Genomic DNA, 15211 nt, shown 5'->3' with positions numbered 1-15211 from the left:
AGCGCATAAATCCTCAGGTATTTTGAACAACGATGTTGGGAAACTTACTACTCATATCCTTGGAGAGAGTAGCAACTCGAATTGCGACCTGTCTAGCGATATTTTTATAGATAGCACTAATTGCGCCATCCGGCTCCGCAACTACCGTAGGGCGTCCTGCATCTGCCTGCTCACGAATGGAAAGATTTAATGGCAAAGCCCCCAAGAAATCAGTTCCATACTCCTTGCACATCTTCTCGCCGCCGCCAGAGCCAAAGATATGCTCTTCATGACTGCATTTGGGGCATACGTAAGTGCTCATGTTCTCAATAATGCCAATGATAGGGACGCCGACCTTCTCAAACATTTTGAGGCCTTTGCGCGCATCGAGCAAGGCGATATCCTGAGGGGTGGTGACAATAACAGCGCCAGTAACAGGCACCTTTTGTGCGAGCGTTAATTGTATGTCTCCTGTACCTGGGGGCATATCAACAATCAGGTAATCCAAATCACGCCACCGCGTTTGACGTAGTAATTGCTCTAAAGCAGAGGTGACCATGGGGCCACGCCACACCATGGGTGCATCTTCCTCGATTAAGAAACCAATAGAGCTTGCTTGTAAACCATGGCCTTCCATAGGTTCAATAGTATTTTCTTCAATCGATTCTGGTCTGCCAGTAATGCCAAGCATCATCGGCTGACTGGGGCCATAGATATCAGCATCCAAAACACCCACTTGAGCACCCTCTGCTGCCAAAGCCAATGCGAGATTTACGGCAGTGGTGGATTTACCAACGCCACCTTTGCCGCTTGCAATCGCAATAATATTTTTAACGCCTGGTAATAACTTCACCCCGCGCTGAACTGCATGCGAAACAATTTGACTACCCACATTAACGCTAACATTTTTAACCTCAGGCAGATTACGCAAAACAGCAATCACCGATTTACGGATTGCATCAAATTGGCTTTTTGCTGGATATCCCAAAGAAATATCCAAAGAGATGTCGCCACCTTCAACGCGCAAATTTTTAACCGCCTTAGCTGTTACAAAGTCAACTTGAGTATTGGGGTCGACTAGACCTTTTAGCGCTGCCTGTACGACTTCAATCGTGACTGCCACTACATTCTCCTAAGAATAGCTACACCAAAACTGGGTAGCCAAATACATTAATTGATCTATTGTTGCTAATTTTTGAATAGTGGGTAGATTAACCGCACAAGGGATTCTTTGCTGAAGATCAGCGCGCCCAACTCAACAGGTAGATTTAGAAGAGCCAAAGACTCAAGTAATAGACTGCCATAGACATCATTGCAGTGGCTGGAATCGTAAAGATCCAAGCCCAAACGATGTTACCAGCTACACCCCAACGAACTGCACTGGCACGACGGGTAGAGCCAACACCAACAATAGCCCCAGTAATAGTATGGGTAGTTGATACGGGAACGCCCAGGGCTGTTGCGGCAAATAAAGTCATTGCTCCGCCCGTCTCAGCGCAAAAGCCGCCTACTGGTTTGAGCTTGGTAAGTTTTTGCCCCATCGTTTTAACAATCCGCCAACCGCCAAACATCGTACCCATGGCAATTGCTATATAGCAGCCAATAATGGTCCACATTGGCGGCATGCTTGCCCCAGCTTCAGCGTAGCCAGTAATAATCAGTAGAAGCCAAATAATGCCAATGGTTTTTTGCGCATCATTGCCACCATGACCCAAGCTGTAAGCACTAGCCGATACCAATTGCAAACGACGTAACCAGCGATCCGTTTTCGCCACGTTCACATTTCTACAAACCCAAGCTACCAAAAGCATCATCAGCGAACCGAGCAAGAAGCCAACAAACGGTGATATAAAAATAAAGGCGACTGTTTTAATAATGCCGGACCAAACCAAGCCTGCGAAACCAGCTTTTGGTATAGTGGCACCAACTAGCCCCCCAATTAAGGCATGAGAGGAGCTAGAGGGGATGCCGTAATACCAGGTCAAGATATTCCAAATGATTGCGCCAATTAGTGCGCCAAAGATCACATGCAAATCGACTGATGATGGGTGAACAATCCCCTTGCCGACGGTTGCCGCAACACTTAAATGAAAAATAAAAATTGCGAGAAAGTTAAAGAATGCCGCAAAAATAACTGCCTGCTGCGGCTTCAAAACGCCTGTGGAGACTACTGTGGCGATAGAGTTTGCCGCATCATGAAAACCATTCATGAAATCAAAGGCTAAGGCTAGCACCACCAACAGTGCCACCACCCAAAAAGCAGTTTGTATTGAAGGCAATTTAGTACGCCTTAAGAGTTCTCAAGAACGATGCCCTCAACTAAGTTGGCAACGTCTTCACATTTATCGGTAACCTCTTCAAGCAATTCATAAATGCGCTGCAATTTAATCAGTTCACGTACTTCAGTTTCCTCGCGAAACAATCTCGTAATTGCCGTTGAGAGCAGGCGGTCCGCACCAGACTCAAGATGATCAATCTCATCGCAAGTCTTCAGGGCAGCTTTTGCCACCTCAGGATCAGAAATATCTTTTAGGGTAGCAACTGCATTTTTCATGCTGATACAGCATTGATTGCACAGCTGAGCCATATGCAACATCTCTTCCGTCATTTGCTTGACGTTATAAAGGTGCATAGCCTCAGTACCATTCTGAATCAAATCAGCCACATCATCCATGGTATTGATTAACGAAAAAATTTGATCACGGTCGATCGGGGTGATAAATGTTTTATGAAGACGACGGTGCACCTCTTTTACGACATCATCACAGGCGTGCTCCGCTTGATCTATTTCTAGGGTGTACTTAGCACGCAGAGCCTCATCGTTATAGTGCTCAATGAACTTTAGAAAAGATTCAGAGGCTGCCACAATTTGCTCGGCATGCTGATTAAACAGTACAAAAAAGTTCCCATCGTGAGGCATTAGCTTACTGAAGAACATAAATCACAATCCTTTAAGAACAAAAGCTACGGGTTTTGTTAGGTTTGCCAACATTCTAAACAATGCCTAGTGAGAGACTGGGAAACCAGCATCTGATATGAGCGCACTAGCAGTCTGAGCACTTAAACTCGTTTCCAACTCTACGATTTGGGTGACCAAGTCCACCGCTACCTTGGCTTGAGGATCTTGCGCCTGAATTGCCCTAGTAACCGCATTAATGCAACCACTACAGGTCATTCCAGAGACTTTTAGGCTCAACATGGCAAATCCTCTTAGACTTTAATTTAAGTAATACCCCTAATTTAGGGTCTTAGAGTAGATTATCTTCCATATGAGCAATCCAAAACCAATAATTCCAGCGTTTTACACCCTTGATATTGGGGGCATGACCTGCTCCTCCTGTGTGGGTCGCGTCGAAAAGGCTTTAGACAAAATCCCAGGGGTAGAAGGAGCAACCGTCAATCTTGCGACTGAGCAGGCCCGAGTTAGGCTAAAAAGTGGCTCATTAACGACTGTTGAGGATGTGATTGCGGCCATAGAAAAAACTGGCTACCAAGCAACATTAAGCCACTCCAAAGGCGCTCACTCAGAAAAACCACCGCAGTCTTTCTGGGCGGCCGATGGCTTAGGTCGGGTAATTTTGAGCTTTGCCTTGTCTGCTCCACTATTTTTACCAATGCTTCTCATGCCATTTGGTATTCATTGGAGTCTCCCACCCCTCTGGCAACTCGCCCTGGCAACGCCAGTGCAATTCATTTTGGGCTGGCGCTTTTATAGGGCTGGCTTTAAATCACTCATGGCCGGAGTTGGCAATATGGATTTATTGGTTGCCCTCGGAACTAGCTCTGCCTACGGTCTAAGTCTTTACCTTATGCAGACTTCAACTCACGCTCAGCATGAACTCTATTTTGAAGGTGCAGCCGTCATTATCTGTATGGTCCTCCTGGGTAAGTGGCTTGAAGCGAGAGCGAAACGTCAAACTAGCGAAGCAATTCGTGCACTCCAAAAACTCTGGCCAGAGCACGCCAAGGTTTTGAAATCTGCAATTGCTATTAATGACATTACCGCCTTAGATGACTATCGCGAACTACCCTTAGACCAAGTTCTCCCCAAAGATCATGTACTGGTTTTGCCCGGCGAAAGAATCCCCGTTGACGGCATCATTTTGATGGGCAACAGCCACATAGATGAATCTTTATTAACCGGTGAGAGCGCACCCATCAAAAAAGAGCCAGGCTCAACAGTCATTGGTGGTGCCCTGAATGGTGAAGCTGCCATCATCGTTCAAGCCCAAGCTATTGGAGTAGAAAGCGTACTCTCCAAAATCATCAACCTAGTGGAAGAAGCGCAAACACAAAAAGCGCCGATTCAAAAACTGGTTGATCAGGTCAGCGCCATTTTTGTCCCCACAGTAATCCTCATTGCCATCATTACGGGTATTGCCAACTGGCTTTATCTCGATTCAGCAGCAATTGCAATTTTACGAGCGGTGTCTGTCTTGGTGATCGCCTGTCCTTGTGCGCTTGGACTTGCCACCCCCGCAGCCATCATGGCGGGTACTGGTGTCGCTGCACGTTTTGGAATTTTAATTAAGGATCCACAGGTACTGGAGCAAGCGCATCGACTCGATGTTGTTGCCTTTGACAAGACGGGTACGCTGACCATTGGTCACCCGCGACTACTTACACTGGCTCCTTTCATGAACTCACCTGATTCTGAAATCTTAGCCACTGCAGCAGGACTTCAATTGGGGAGCGAGCATCCTCTGGCTAAAGCGCTACTAGGCGCCACAATGGAGCGGAGCATCCCGCCGATTGCTAGCTCCGAGAGCAAGGCCTTACCAGGCATTGGGATTGAGGGCACTCCAAATTCTGGACAGTGGGTCGGGAAACGACTTTGCTTGCAAAGCATTGCCTCGCTCGATCAACACCCAGAGTACCAATCTATTCTTGCAAAAGCACAAACTTCTTTTGATCTTGGGCAAACAGTTTCAGTACTGATGAATACAGAACTCCCAATAAGTCCCATTGCACTTTTTGCTTTCGGCGATGAACTGAAACCGAATGCCAAAGGAGCGATCGCGGCATTACACAAGCTTCATATTCGCACGGTCATGCTATCGGGAGACAACACTTCTGCCGCAATGCGTGTTGCAGACGCCATCGGAATCGATGAGGTATTTGGACAAATCATGCCAGGCAATAAGGCGGAAATAATTTCGCAGTTACAAATGCGTCATGCTGGGGAGAAGCGTCACTGGGTAGCCATGATAGGTGATGGCATCAATGATGCGCCGGCCCTAGCCTCCGCTGATGTTGGCATGGCAATGGCTACGGGCACCGATGTCGCCATGCAAGCGGCAGGAATCACCCTAATGCGGGGTGACCCTAGCTTGGTCGCTGATGCGATTGACATCTCTAAACGCACCTGGAACAAGATTCGGCAAAATCTATTTTGGGCTTTTATATTCAATGCCACTGGTATTCCGCTGGCAGCGCTAGGCTATCTTTCACCTATGCTTGCGGGAAGCGCTATGGCGCTATCGAGTTTTTGCGTTCTGAGTAATGCCTTGCTGTTAAAGCGATGGCAGCCGGTTCACTAATAGACTGAGGCCCTAATTGCTATTTTGCTATCTTTATTTTTGATTCTTTCGCAGCAATTCAATATCACCATAAAGTGCTCGCGTTTCTGATTTAGTGTTGTCAGTATCAGTCAACAAGGCTATTCCAATCACCTCCCCAGGATTTTCTCCATAAGCACGTTTGTAATCAGTTGCCAGATCTCTCTCATGCTTACGCCAATCCCCCAAGCTCTCCCAACCAGAGTCGACCACAATCATTTTGATCCGCGATGTATGGGCATTATCCAGAATCGTATTAACCGGCGTCTTGCCTGACCAGATATACATCAGAGTCGCATAAGGCATCTCTTGTCCGCTGATTAAATTCGCCATTTCAAAAGTCATTTTTTCTTTTAGAGTCAGCTTTGATTTATTCCCATCAAATGCAACCAAAATGCGCAGTGGTGCATCATCTTGTGTGTGTTCGGCGTTATCAGCTGCGGGTATAGGCGCCACCGTCTTCCACTCCCACTTTAACCAGAGATTTTGTGCTTGACGTGGTCGAAGCTTGATTGCGAGTCCAGAAGCAGATGTTTTTGAATTAGCGCTTAATACTGTTTTTCCTTGGTAATTTTCTAGGCGGTAAATAGTATTCTTTTTATATGGAGCGATACGATAAAAATGCCACCCTACTGGCATGCCATCACGTGCTTTTTCAGCCGAAAATTTGGGAAGCTCTTCCTGTGCCGGTAATTGATCCACTGACAGCACCTTCCCAGACTCATCCTGCACTGAATTGCGAGAAAAGCCAGCACAGGCAACTAAATTCAATATTGCAATCAATATCGAAGCATAAACCGCCATGCGCGCAACAAAGGCTTTAGTGAGAGGAAATGTAAGCTGGGCACTCATCTTCATATTGTCCCAAATAAATACCCAAGTAAGTCTAAAATCATTTCAGACAAAACAATAAAGAACCAGATGCGCTACCAATTACCATCGCAATCGCCATCGATATCAGCAGCAATTTGCATCTTCATCGCTGCGCTGATTCACCTTGCCTTGGGTTTTGCTATTGAATTTTCTGTCGATGAAGCGCATTACGCACTATATGCACAGCATTTGGCCTGGAGCTATTTTGATCACCCACCATTAGTGGGTTGGATTCAATGGCCACTAGTCGCCTTAACTTCCTCCGAAGGAGTTATTCGACTCATCCCTGAATCTCTCTGGATCATTTCTTGCTATCTGATCTATCACGTTACGCTTGAACTTCATCATTTCATTCAAGGTCGCAACACTGGCTACCTCACCAGTGCGCTCCCTTCGGCAAGCAATTGCGGTCTGTTCGCCGTACTTGCCGTGATTGCAGCTCCACTCCCGAATATTTTAGCTATTGGCTTATTGCCGGACAGCCTCCTATCTCTGTTCAGTCTTGGTTTAATGTTGATGGCTTTGCGATGGCTCAGGCAAGATCAATTTAGCCTCATGGATTGGGTTCTCACTGGATTACTTTTGGGATTAGCCGGATTAAGCAAGTACACAGGCATCTTCACCACCTTCGCCTTACTCCTCGTTTTCTTAAGCACCCCCAAGAAACCTTGGATTGCTTCTTTAGGTTTCTGGCTTGCCGCAGTTATTGCCATCTTCTGCATTACTCCAGTGCTCTATTGGAATTGGATAAATGACTGGATCTCCTTTAAATATCAAATCGCCCACGGTAGTGGTAGTACTTGGGCATGGCGCAGAGTGGCAGCTTTCTTAGGAATACAGATCGCATCCTTTGGACCACTCTTATTGCTTGGCGGCTGCCTGTTTCTCAAGAACTGCTTTCATGGCGCAAAGTTATCTCTAATATCTTTACTCAGCTTTTTCTTGATTCCATTTGCTATTTTTACCATCCTATCTGGCGGAGGCGGACTGCCTCACTGGACAAGTCCCGCTTGGTTTTGTCTCGCCCCTTTTGCCGGCATTGGTCTGGCAAAGGCATGGTCAATGCATCATCGCATTTTGATTCGCTTATTTCTCAGCATGCAAATTCTGCTGTGCTTACTTGGATTTGGATTGGTGTTAGCTGGCGGCCTTTCTTCGGCATCCATAAAATCAAACCCGATTGCAGATCTCTATGGCTGGAAAATGGCTGGTCAAAAAGCCGCACAGCTTGCGAAAACCAACAAGATTGACAGCATTGTGGTGCAAAACTGGACTCTAGCTAGTCGGGCAGCCTGGTATGCAAGTCCTACCCCTGTGTTGGTCCTTGATCAACGCCAAGATCAATTCGACCTGTGGTTTGGACAGCTACCCCCAGGGGCTAGCGCACTACTCATCAGTTGGTCCGGGATGAGTTTTGCAACTCCTACTGGAAACAAGCCAGGATTCGAGACATGCAAGTCCTTAGACAGCATTGAAATCATGCGTTTTGGACAAAAATTGTCCAAATTTGACTTTAGCCTCTGCACTAACTGGCAAAACATCGCTTTACCAGAGTAATTTCAAGACCTTAGGTGCTCAAGGCATTATCCTTACGCCTATGAGCTCACAACCCCAACCCACCCTAAATGCCATATCTGGGTGGAAAGCATTGCTCAAGCGTGCTTGGCCAACTATTCGTATTTTGTTATCGCTAGCCCTCCTCTGGAAAGCCACTAGCGGCATTGATTGGCATACCTTGCTGGATTCTGAAATTAATATGCAGCCAAAATGGTTTTTAGCAGCTGGTCTTGCTATTACATTGGCTTTTATTTGTGGCGGCCTGCGTTGGGGCTTCTTAATGCGGAAAGTTGGTTTTCAAGGGAGTGTAGTGGAATATGTTGCGCTCTATTTTGCTGGCGGTCTCATCAATCAAGGTCTGCCTAGCACTCTCGGTGGCGATAGCTATCGCGCCATTACCGCAAGCCATTTAAATCGCGGCGGTAAATATAGTGAAACTAAAGAGCTTGATGCAGAGTTACATCACGCGGTAGATCTGGGGCATGCGCCTCCTAAATTACGTCTCAGTTTTTCCATGGTATTGGTGGATCGCTTGCTGGGATTGGCCGGTAACAATCTTTTAGGAGGCATCGGTCTCATTTTGGGTGGAGCCACCCTAGCGGCATGGGGGGTTGGCCTTGGCTATGCTGTGACTGCGACTATGATTTTTTCAGGCTTAATGATAGCTGTGATATTGGCCTGGACTCCCGCGCGCAATTTTCTTCAGAAAACATTGGATCGCCTTCAACTCAATCATGCTCTTCCAGGCATTAGACTGGCTTTCTCTTGGCCAATGAACATGGCACAAGCAGGCTTTGCTATCTTCATCCATCTACTCACCATTCTTGCTCTAGGTTTTTGCTTAAAAGCCTATGGAGCCAATGCGCCCATCGAAGGCCTCATGATTGGTCTACCAGCCTTAAGTCTATTACTGATGTTGCCCATTAGTATCTCAGGCTGGGGGCTACGTGAGGCAACACTATCCTCAGTATTAGCACTTTGGGGGGTAAATCCATCCCTTACGGTATTGGCTTCAATGAGCTATGGCGCACTCACAGTACTTTGCGTACTACCCGGCGCTTACTTTTTATTAAAACGAAAATAATATTTAGAGTCAAACTATGAGCATTAGTGTCAATACCATGCGTGCGATCGACCATTGGGTCGGCGTCCCGCTTTGCGCCCTAGTCACTCCATTTGTAGCACTAGCGGATGGCATCAAGAATCTATTCTCCCGTGAATCAGAAACGCCACGCAAGCTCCTCTTTATTGAGTTATCGGAAATGGGTAGCGCAATTTTAGTGGACCCAGCAATGCGCAATGCGCAGGCCCGCGGAGCAGAGCTATTCTTCTTGATCTTTAAAAGCAATCGTGCAAGCTTGACCCTATTAAATACAGTTAAACCTGAGAATATTTTTACGATTGACTCTGCTAGCTTAGGTGGCTTAATTAAAGACACAGCCCGATTTTTGATTGTGGCGCGCCGTCATCGTATTGATACCGTGATTGATCTAGAATTATTCTCACGCTTTACCGCCTTATTGACGGGTCTTTGTGGGGCACGGCGCCGTGTTGGTTATCACATTTTCCATGGTGAAGGTTTATGGCGCGGGGCGATGCTCACGCGCAAGGTTCACTACAACCCACATATTCACATTACGAAAAATTTTCTTTCATTGATTCATGCGGCATTTGCCAGCAAGATCGAAACACCTTTTAGCAAAATTTCTATTTCTGATGCTGAAGTCAAATTAGAGCAAGCGGTCATAGATCCTGCAGCAATGACTCGGGTTCGCCAGCGCATTGAGCACTTGGCAAGTGAAGCGGGTATTTTATTTACGCAAGGCAAAGAGCGTCTTATTCTGATTAACCCAAATGCGAGTGATTTGTTACCACAGCGCCGCTGGTCGCAGCAGCGCTTCTCTGAACTTATTATGAGCATTCATCAACAGTACCCAGATGATCTGATTTTAATTACAGGATCCCCCGCTGAATTTGAATATGTCGAAACAGTTCGCACAGTTGCTAATGTTAAAAACGCACTGAATTTTGCAGGTCAAGTCAGTTTTGCTGAATTACCACCACTCTATACATTGTCAGATGTGATGGTTACCAATGACTCAGGGCCCGGGCACTTCTCGGCCGTAACCCCATTGCGGACTATTGTGCTCTTTGGCCCTGAAACACCGGCTCTTTATGGCTCCGTTGGTAATTCAATTGCGATTACTGCAAACCTCGCATGTTCACCTTGCGTTAGTGCCGCCAATCATCGAAAAACACCGTGCCACGATAACGTTTGCATGCAAGCTATCACAGTTGCCCAAGTGCTAGAAAAGGTGTCGATTCAAATTCGGGGTGCCGATCAAGCAAAGAATCGCTCCTCGGTATGAGCAATCAGAAGTTCTCGGTAGTGAATTGGCTTTTACCTCTATTGCCAATAGGTCTAGCATGTGGCGTTTATTTTGGCGACCTACAGACAAGTAGTTTTTTAGCTATCAATCGCTTAACTCAAATAGCTCCAGACAATGTCTGGGCCTTCCTGACCTATCTCGGAAATGGCTGGGGAATTTTTGCAATTGCCTTTCCTTTGCTTTTACTTGCTCCCCGATTCCTCAGTGCCGGCATCTTCTCTGGAGTAATTTCTGCGATTGCCAGCTCTGTTCTAAAACCTTTTTTTGATTTGCCCAGGCCTGCAGGCGTATTAGCTGAGGGCAGCTTTCATCGTCTTGGAGATCTTTTGCTTTCGAAGGCGTTTCCTTCTGGGCATACCCTCACTGCTTTTGCTATTGCAAGCGCCCTCTACTTCGCATCCTCAAACAATAAACGTAGCCCACTTTTATGGCTCTTTATCCTTGCATCATTGGTTGGCCTTTCCCGTATTGCAGTTGGGGCCCACTGGCTTCCTGATGTGCTAGCGGGGGCTGGCGTGGGTTTATGGTGTGGGATGCTGGGTGCAAAACTTGCTCAATTCCTCAAAGAGGGCCAATTACTTCCAAATAAAATTTGGCCCCGTTTTATTGCCGCCGGTGGAGTAGTTGCCATCTTTGCACTTTTCACCCAAGTCATAGATTTAGAACTAAATCAGCCCGTGCAGTACGCCTCAGCAGGATTGATTGCAATTACCCTGATTTTATTTATTAAAGCTCAAGTAGCTAAGACTGCCTGAGTCACCATGCTAAGTTGCCATGTTTAGTTATCGCCATGCATTTCATGCGGGTAGTCACGCCGACATCCTGAAACATTTGACCTTGATTCATCTAGTTGAATATCTCCAAGAAAAACCGGGCGCCCTCACAATCGTCGATACCCATGCTGGAGCTGGGATCTACAGCCTCATGGATGGTTTTGCCGCGGTTAGCAAAGAGGCGGATAGCGGTATTTTTCGGTTGGTCAAATTTGCTCAAGAATGCAAATCATCTGGCAAGGACATTGGTAAGGGTATCCAGGATTATCTAGATCATATCTTCGCTGAAAACCCTCAAGAGCAGATTACTGTCTACCCGGGCTCCCCTTTTATCTTGGCGCGCCTTCTCAGGGCACAGGACCGTCTCAAGCTCTTTGAACTTCACCCCAAAGAGATAGATATTTTGCGTCATAACGTCCATCAACTAAAGCAAGCCAAGCAAATTGATATTTACGCAGAAGATAGCTTTGTCAGACTCAAGGGCTTGGTACCCCCACCCAGCAGAAGAGGCTTAGTCTTAATCGACCCCTCGTATGAAGATAAGCAAGACTATCGCCATGTGGAAACTGCGATGGAAGAGGCTCTGCAGCGCTTTGCAACTGGTTGTTATGCCATCTGGTACCCCGTTCTCTCTCGAAGAGAGGCTGCCGCATTGCCCGATCGCATGAAAAAAATTGCTGCTAACCATAAACGTCCATGGCTACACACAGAGTTGCGTGTTGAAAACGCTCCAGGTGAACGCCGCCTTCAGGCAAGTGGAATGTTTGTGATTAATCCACCATGGACCCTCGAAAAGAATCTCTCCGAAGCACTACCAACTCTTGTGAGGGCTTTGAGACAAGGTGATGATGCTGAATATTTACTAAAGAGTTTTGAGTCTTAAACTCTTAGTCTATCTAGCGCGCACCTCAATCATTACCTCATTACGCCTTAAAAAAGGCAATGTCCAGGGTGGGTTGTAACGAGCAAAATTAGGCGGGCCTGCAACCTGCAAATTTTTAGTTTGAATCCATCTTTCCAGCTCGATCGTTTTTTCCTTCACTTTTTCTTCGTTATAAAAACCAGAAAATATGATCACTGCTTTTTGGGTGGCAGGAACTTCACGCAATTGAACTCTTTCATCAAGAGGCTTGGGCAAGCTTGCAAGCGTATATTGAGAAGGCATCACAAATGAAACCGTTGAGATGGTTTGGTTTGATTCGATTCCGACAGGTGCCGTCATAGCGATTGTTGTACTTTTTTCTTCAAAGCCAACCGGAGCAGTCATAGAAATTTTCTCATTGATCCGATTTTTTCCAAAAATATATGCCGCAATCAGTCGAAAGCCTTGGCTAGAAGCCAAATCCATATCGCCACTAACCTTTACCTCGGCCAGAATTAAGGGCTCATAAGCCCTTAATTCAAATGGCGGATCATTGTCTACTACAGAATATTTTGGTTCTTCAATTGCCATGGCAAGGCCCGTAAATAGTAAAGCTGTTCCCAGCAAAAACACTCTACAAAGCGAATGCCAAGGCACTATACATTCACCATTGCGAGCGAAGAGTAAATCCATGAACGCTGTAAGTAAGATTTGCAGTAGCACCGACTGGCAAGGTTAACTTTTCTGCTTGATGCCCAAAAGGCAAGCCAGTCAAGATGGGAATTTCGGATGAAAGTTTTGCACGAATAGCCTCGATCGCACTCTCAAGTCGGTAGCCTCGATCATGATCGTAGAGCCGATATTCCGAAAACCCACCCAAAAGAATGGCGCTTTGATTGGCAAGAATACCGGCATCTAATAACTGCATCAACATACGCTCTATGCGATAAGGATGCTCGTTCACATCCTCCAAAAATAAGATGCCACCTTGGGTTTGATCAGATGTTGGTATATAGGCCGTCCCAACTAAACCAGCCAATACAGTTAAGTTACCACCCCAAAGTACTCCGGAGCTCGATCCCGAATTTGCCTTCCCAAGATAAGGTTGTGCAGTCATAACTTCGCAATCCAAGGCATGTTCCTGAACAGCCTTCTGAAAATGTTTCCACATAAAAGCATTTGGCGTTATTGAATTACCCTGCTCATCTTTGGACCCAAAGTCGTAATTGAGCATGGGGCCAGCTAAGCTTATGGCTCCAGTTTTCGACAACAAAGCTAACTGCAATACCGTTAAATCACTATGCCCACAAATCTGCAAACCACCCTTAATAGCTCTAGCAATCCCATCCCAATCGATATTAGCCAACAGTCGATGAATGCCATATCCACCGCGTACTGCCATGACTAAATCGTCTGGAGAAAGATGTTGCAGTTGATTGATTTCAGCCAGGCGCTCTGCATCAGATCCAGCAAAACGTTGCTCAACCCTATTCACGCACTCTACATTGTGAATGTTAATCCCCTGCTGCCGCAACCACTCGATGCCAGCCAATGGATTACGAATGTCTAAGCTAGCCCCAGAAGGAGCAATCAAATGAATCTGCTTCAACGCCGCTCCTTAAAAAAATCTCGCAGTAACTGACCGCACTCTTCTCGCATAATGCCACCTTCTGAGAGCGTCTGATGATTGATCTGTTTTATAGAGAACAAATCTATCACACTACCTGCAGCGCCCGTTTTAGGATCGGGCGCACCAAAAACAACGCGCTCGATTCTGGCATGCAACATCGCACCCGCACACATGGCACAGGGCTCCAAAGTAACATACATAGTAGAACCAGGTAGTCGATAGTTTTGCTCTTGTGTGGCCGCAGCTCGCAAGGCCAACATCTCAGCATGAGCGCTAGGATCATGGTTTGCAATTGGGGCATTGAATGAACGAGCAATAATCTGCTCATCACGAACGAGCACTGCCCCTACAGGAACTTCACCAGCAAGACCGGCTAACTTAGCCTGCTCCAAAGCCTCTTGCATAAACTGATGATCGAGCTCAGCTGACATGATTTATAGATGAGTAACGTCTGCCCAGCAATTGGGGGTTTCATATAAACGAATCGATGCTAGCTTTAACTGCCCACCAAATGCTTTCTCAAATACGGGTTGCAAAATTAGAAAAGCTGTATTTGCGAGGTTCTCAACTGTGGGCACATGATCCATCACAACCGTTTTATGATTTGGCAGGCTTCCTAAAAAAGCAACCAAACCTTCATCTTCTTTGGCGACTAAAAATGCATGATCCCAAGGCTCAACAATGTATTGATTAGCTAAACGCTTGATATCCCCAAAATCCAAAACCATTCCGTCATCTGCTTTGCCTGGATGATCTGCAATGGCTCCAGCTAATGTAATTTCGATGGCATAACGATGACCATGGAGATGTCTACATTGGCCATCATGATTCGGAATGCGGTGGCCAGAGTCAAATTCAAGACGGCGTGTAATAGAGATAGCAGCTTGTTGAGTGGTCATTTCTTATTTTCTTAGTGTCATTACAGCGTCTAGCGGATGCCAATCAGTTTATGAGACTGAAGACTCAACCGCCACAATGGATACTTTTGACATAAACGTACAGCTAATTCGATATTGTCCTTCAGTTTTGGGCCATCCATTGCTTGCAAGAAGCGATTTCGGTAATCCATTTTTTCAAATCTAGCCATAAGCGCTCCGAGATCACCATGACCAAGCTGTGGAATAACAAGCTTGAGTTCATCGGCCTGCAGAACAACTAACTCCGAACCAGCTTTGGGACTCACACAAACCCAATCGACACCTTTTGGCACTTTAATGGTCCCATTGGTCTCAATGGCAACTTCAAAACCTTTTAGATGCAATGCTGAAATTAGGGTCTCGTCTAACTGCAATAAAGGCTCACCACCAGTAAATACTACATATCTTTTTTGTGGGCCCGCAGATGTAGATCTCCACGCCGACTCAATAGCCTGAGCCAATGCAATCGCCGTCTCAAATTTTCCACCACCAAAGCCATCGCTACCGACAAAATCTGTGTCACAAAATTGACAGATAGATGTCAAACGATCTTCCTCTCGACCGCTCCAAAGATTGCAACCCGCAAAACGGCAAAACACAGCCGCACGTCCTGCGTGCGCACCCTCACCCTGAAGGGTTGGAAAAAGTTCTTTAACGGTATACATAGTGATG

At 46.3% G+C, this 15211-nt stretch carries 16 protein-coding genes; 6 read left to right on the top strand and 10 right to left on the bottom strand.

Annotation, left to right across the window (positions count from 1 at the left end; all coding sequences use genetic code 11):
- Nucleotides 1–13 precede the first annotated feature (13 nt).
- The 4 genes from apbC to ICN46_RS09420 all read right to left on the bottom strand — a co-directional run bounded on the left by apbC (nucleotide 14) and on the right by ICN46_RS09420 (nucleotide 3178).
- On the bottom strand, nucleotides 14–1102 hold the full coding sequence (gene apbC, locus ICN46_RS09435; protein WP_216207854.1) for an iron-sulfur cluster carrier protein ApbC: 1089 nt from the start codon (nucleotides 1100–1102) through the stop codon (nucleotides 14–16).
- 145 nt (nucleotides 1103–1247) lie between these two features.
- A complete protein-coding gene (locus ICN46_RS09430) occupies nucleotides 1248–2258 on the bottom strand; it encodes an inorganic phosphate transporter (RefSeq protein ID WP_216207853.1) in 1011 nt (336 codons plus the stop codon).
- Between the two features lie 11 nt (nucleotides 2259–2269).
- Nucleotides 2270–2917 carry a DUF47 domain-containing protein gene (locus ICN46_RS09425; RefSeq protein ID WP_216207852.1) on the bottom strand — a complete coding sequence of 216 codons (648 nt, stop codon included), beginning with the start codon at nucleotides 2915–2917 and terminating at the stop codon, nucleotides 2270–2272.
- Between the two features lie 66 nt (nucleotides 2918–2983).
- Nucleotides 2984–3178, bottom strand: coding sequence for a heavy-metal-associated domain-containing protein (locus tag ICN46_RS09420; protein WP_255538826.1), 195 nt, complete (start codon nucleotides 3176–3178; stop codon nucleotides 2984–2986).
- Nucleotides 3179–3248: 70 nt separating this feature from the next.
- On the opposite strand from ICN46_RS09420, the gene ICN46_RS09415 reads away from it, so the two are divergent.
- Complete coding sequence (locus ICN46_RS09415; protein ID WP_216207851.1) at nucleotides 3249–5519, top strand: heavy metal translocating P-type ATPase; 2271 nt, start codon at nucleotides 3249–3251, stop codon at nucleotides 5517–5519.
- Nucleotides 5520–5552: 33 nt separating this feature from the next.
- Here ICN46_RS09415 and ICN46_RS09410 read toward each other — a convergent pair whose 3' ends face one another.
- Entirely contained in the window at nucleotides 5553–6389 is an 837-nt protein-coding gene (locus tag ICN46_RS09410; protein ID WP_255538825.1) for a DUF3047 domain-containing protein, read from the bottom strand.
- A gap of 69 nt (nucleotides 6390–6458) precedes the next feature.
- On the opposite strand from ICN46_RS09410, the gene ICN46_RS09405 reads away from it, so the two are divergent.
- Genes ICN46_RS09405 through ICN46_RS09385 form a run of 5 tightly spaced genes read left to right on the top strand, consistent with a single transcriptional unit; the run spans nucleotide 6459 to nucleotide 12013 of the window.
- On the top strand, nucleotides 6459–7967 hold the full coding sequence (locus ICN46_RS09405; protein ID WP_216207849.1) for a glycosyltransferase family 39 protein: 1509 nt from the start codon (nucleotides 6459–6461) through the stop codon (nucleotides 7965–7967).
- Nucleotides 7968–8007: 40 nt separating this feature from the next.
- Nucleotides 8008–9051 (top strand): lysylphosphatidylglycerol synthase transmembrane domain-containing protein, encoded by a 1044-nt coding sequence (locus ICN46_RS09400; protein ID WP_216207847.1) that lies wholly within the window; start codon nucleotides 8008–8010, stop codon nucleotides 9049–9051.
- A gap of 16 nt (nucleotides 9052–9067) precedes the next feature.
- On the top strand, nucleotides 9068–10336 hold the full coding sequence (locus tag ICN46_RS09395) for a glycosyltransferase family 9 protein (protein ID WP_216207845.1): 1269 nt from the start codon (nucleotides 9068–9070) through the stop codon (nucleotides 10334–10336).
- On the top strand, nucleotides 10333–11112 hold the full coding sequence (locus tag ICN46_RS09390; protein ID WP_216207842.1) for a phosphatase PAP2 family protein: 780 nt from the start codon (nucleotides 10333–10335) through the stop codon (nucleotides 11110–11112). Before ICN46_RS09395 ends, ICN46_RS09390 begins: the two co-directional genes overlap by 4 nt.
- 19 nt (nucleotides 11113–11131) lie before the next feature.
- Nucleotides 11132–12013 carry a 23S rRNA (adenine(2030)-N(6))-methyltransferase RlmJ gene (locus ICN46_RS09385; RefSeq protein WP_216207839.1) on the top strand — a complete coding sequence of 294 codons (882 nt, stop codon included), beginning with the start codon at nucleotides 11132–11134 and terminating at the stop codon, nucleotides 12011–12013.
- Nucleotides 12014–12022: 9 nt separating this feature from the next.
- On the opposite strand, the gene ICN46_RS09380 is transcribed toward ICN46_RS09385, so the two are convergent.
- From ICN46_RS09380 to queE, 5 genes are all read right to left on the bottom strand, one after another.
- A complete protein-coding gene (locus tag ICN46_RS09380) occupies nucleotides 12023–12583 on the bottom strand; it encodes an SOUL family heme-binding protein (RefSeq protein ID WP_216207836.1) in 561 nt (186 codons plus the stop codon).
- A 73-nt stretch (nucleotides 12584–12656) separates the two neighbouring features.
- Nucleotides 12657–13601: an LD-carboxypeptidase gene (locus tag ICN46_RS09375; RefSeq protein WP_216207834.1), complete on the bottom strand. Its 945-nt coding sequence runs from the start codon at nucleotides 13599–13601 to the stop codon at nucleotides 12657–12659.
- Nucleotides 13598–14053 carry a tRNA adenosine(34) deaminase TadA gene (gene tadA / locus ICN46_RS09370; RefSeq protein WP_216207833.1) on the bottom strand — a complete coding sequence of 152 codons (456 nt, stop codon included), beginning with the start codon at nucleotides 14051–14053 and terminating at the stop codon, nucleotides 13598–13600. Before tadA ends, ICN46_RS09375 begins: the two co-directional genes overlap by 4 nt.
- Nucleotides 14054–14056: 3 nt before the next feature.
- Nucleotides 14057–14521, bottom strand: coding sequence for a 6-carboxytetrahydropterin synthase QueD (gene queD / locus ICN46_RS09365; protein WP_216207830.1), 465 nt, complete (start codon nucleotides 14519–14521; stop codon nucleotides 14057–14059).
- Nucleotides 14522–14550: 29 nt separating this feature from the next.
- A complete protein-coding gene (queE, locus tag ICN46_RS09360) occupies nucleotides 14551–15204 on the bottom strand; it encodes a 7-carboxy-7-deazaguanine synthase (protein WP_216207827.1) in 654 nt (217 codons plus the stop codon).
- Nucleotides 15205–15211: the final 7 nt, after the last annotated feature.

This window comes from Polynucleobacter sp. Latsch14-2 (assembly GCF_018881925.1).
Classification (GTDB): domain Bacteria; phylum Pseudomonadota; class Gammaproteobacteria; order Burkholderiales; family Burkholderiaceae; genus Polynucleobacter.
Note: the sequence above shows the minus strand (reverse complement) of the source record. Positions and strands in the feature narration are given on the sequence as shown.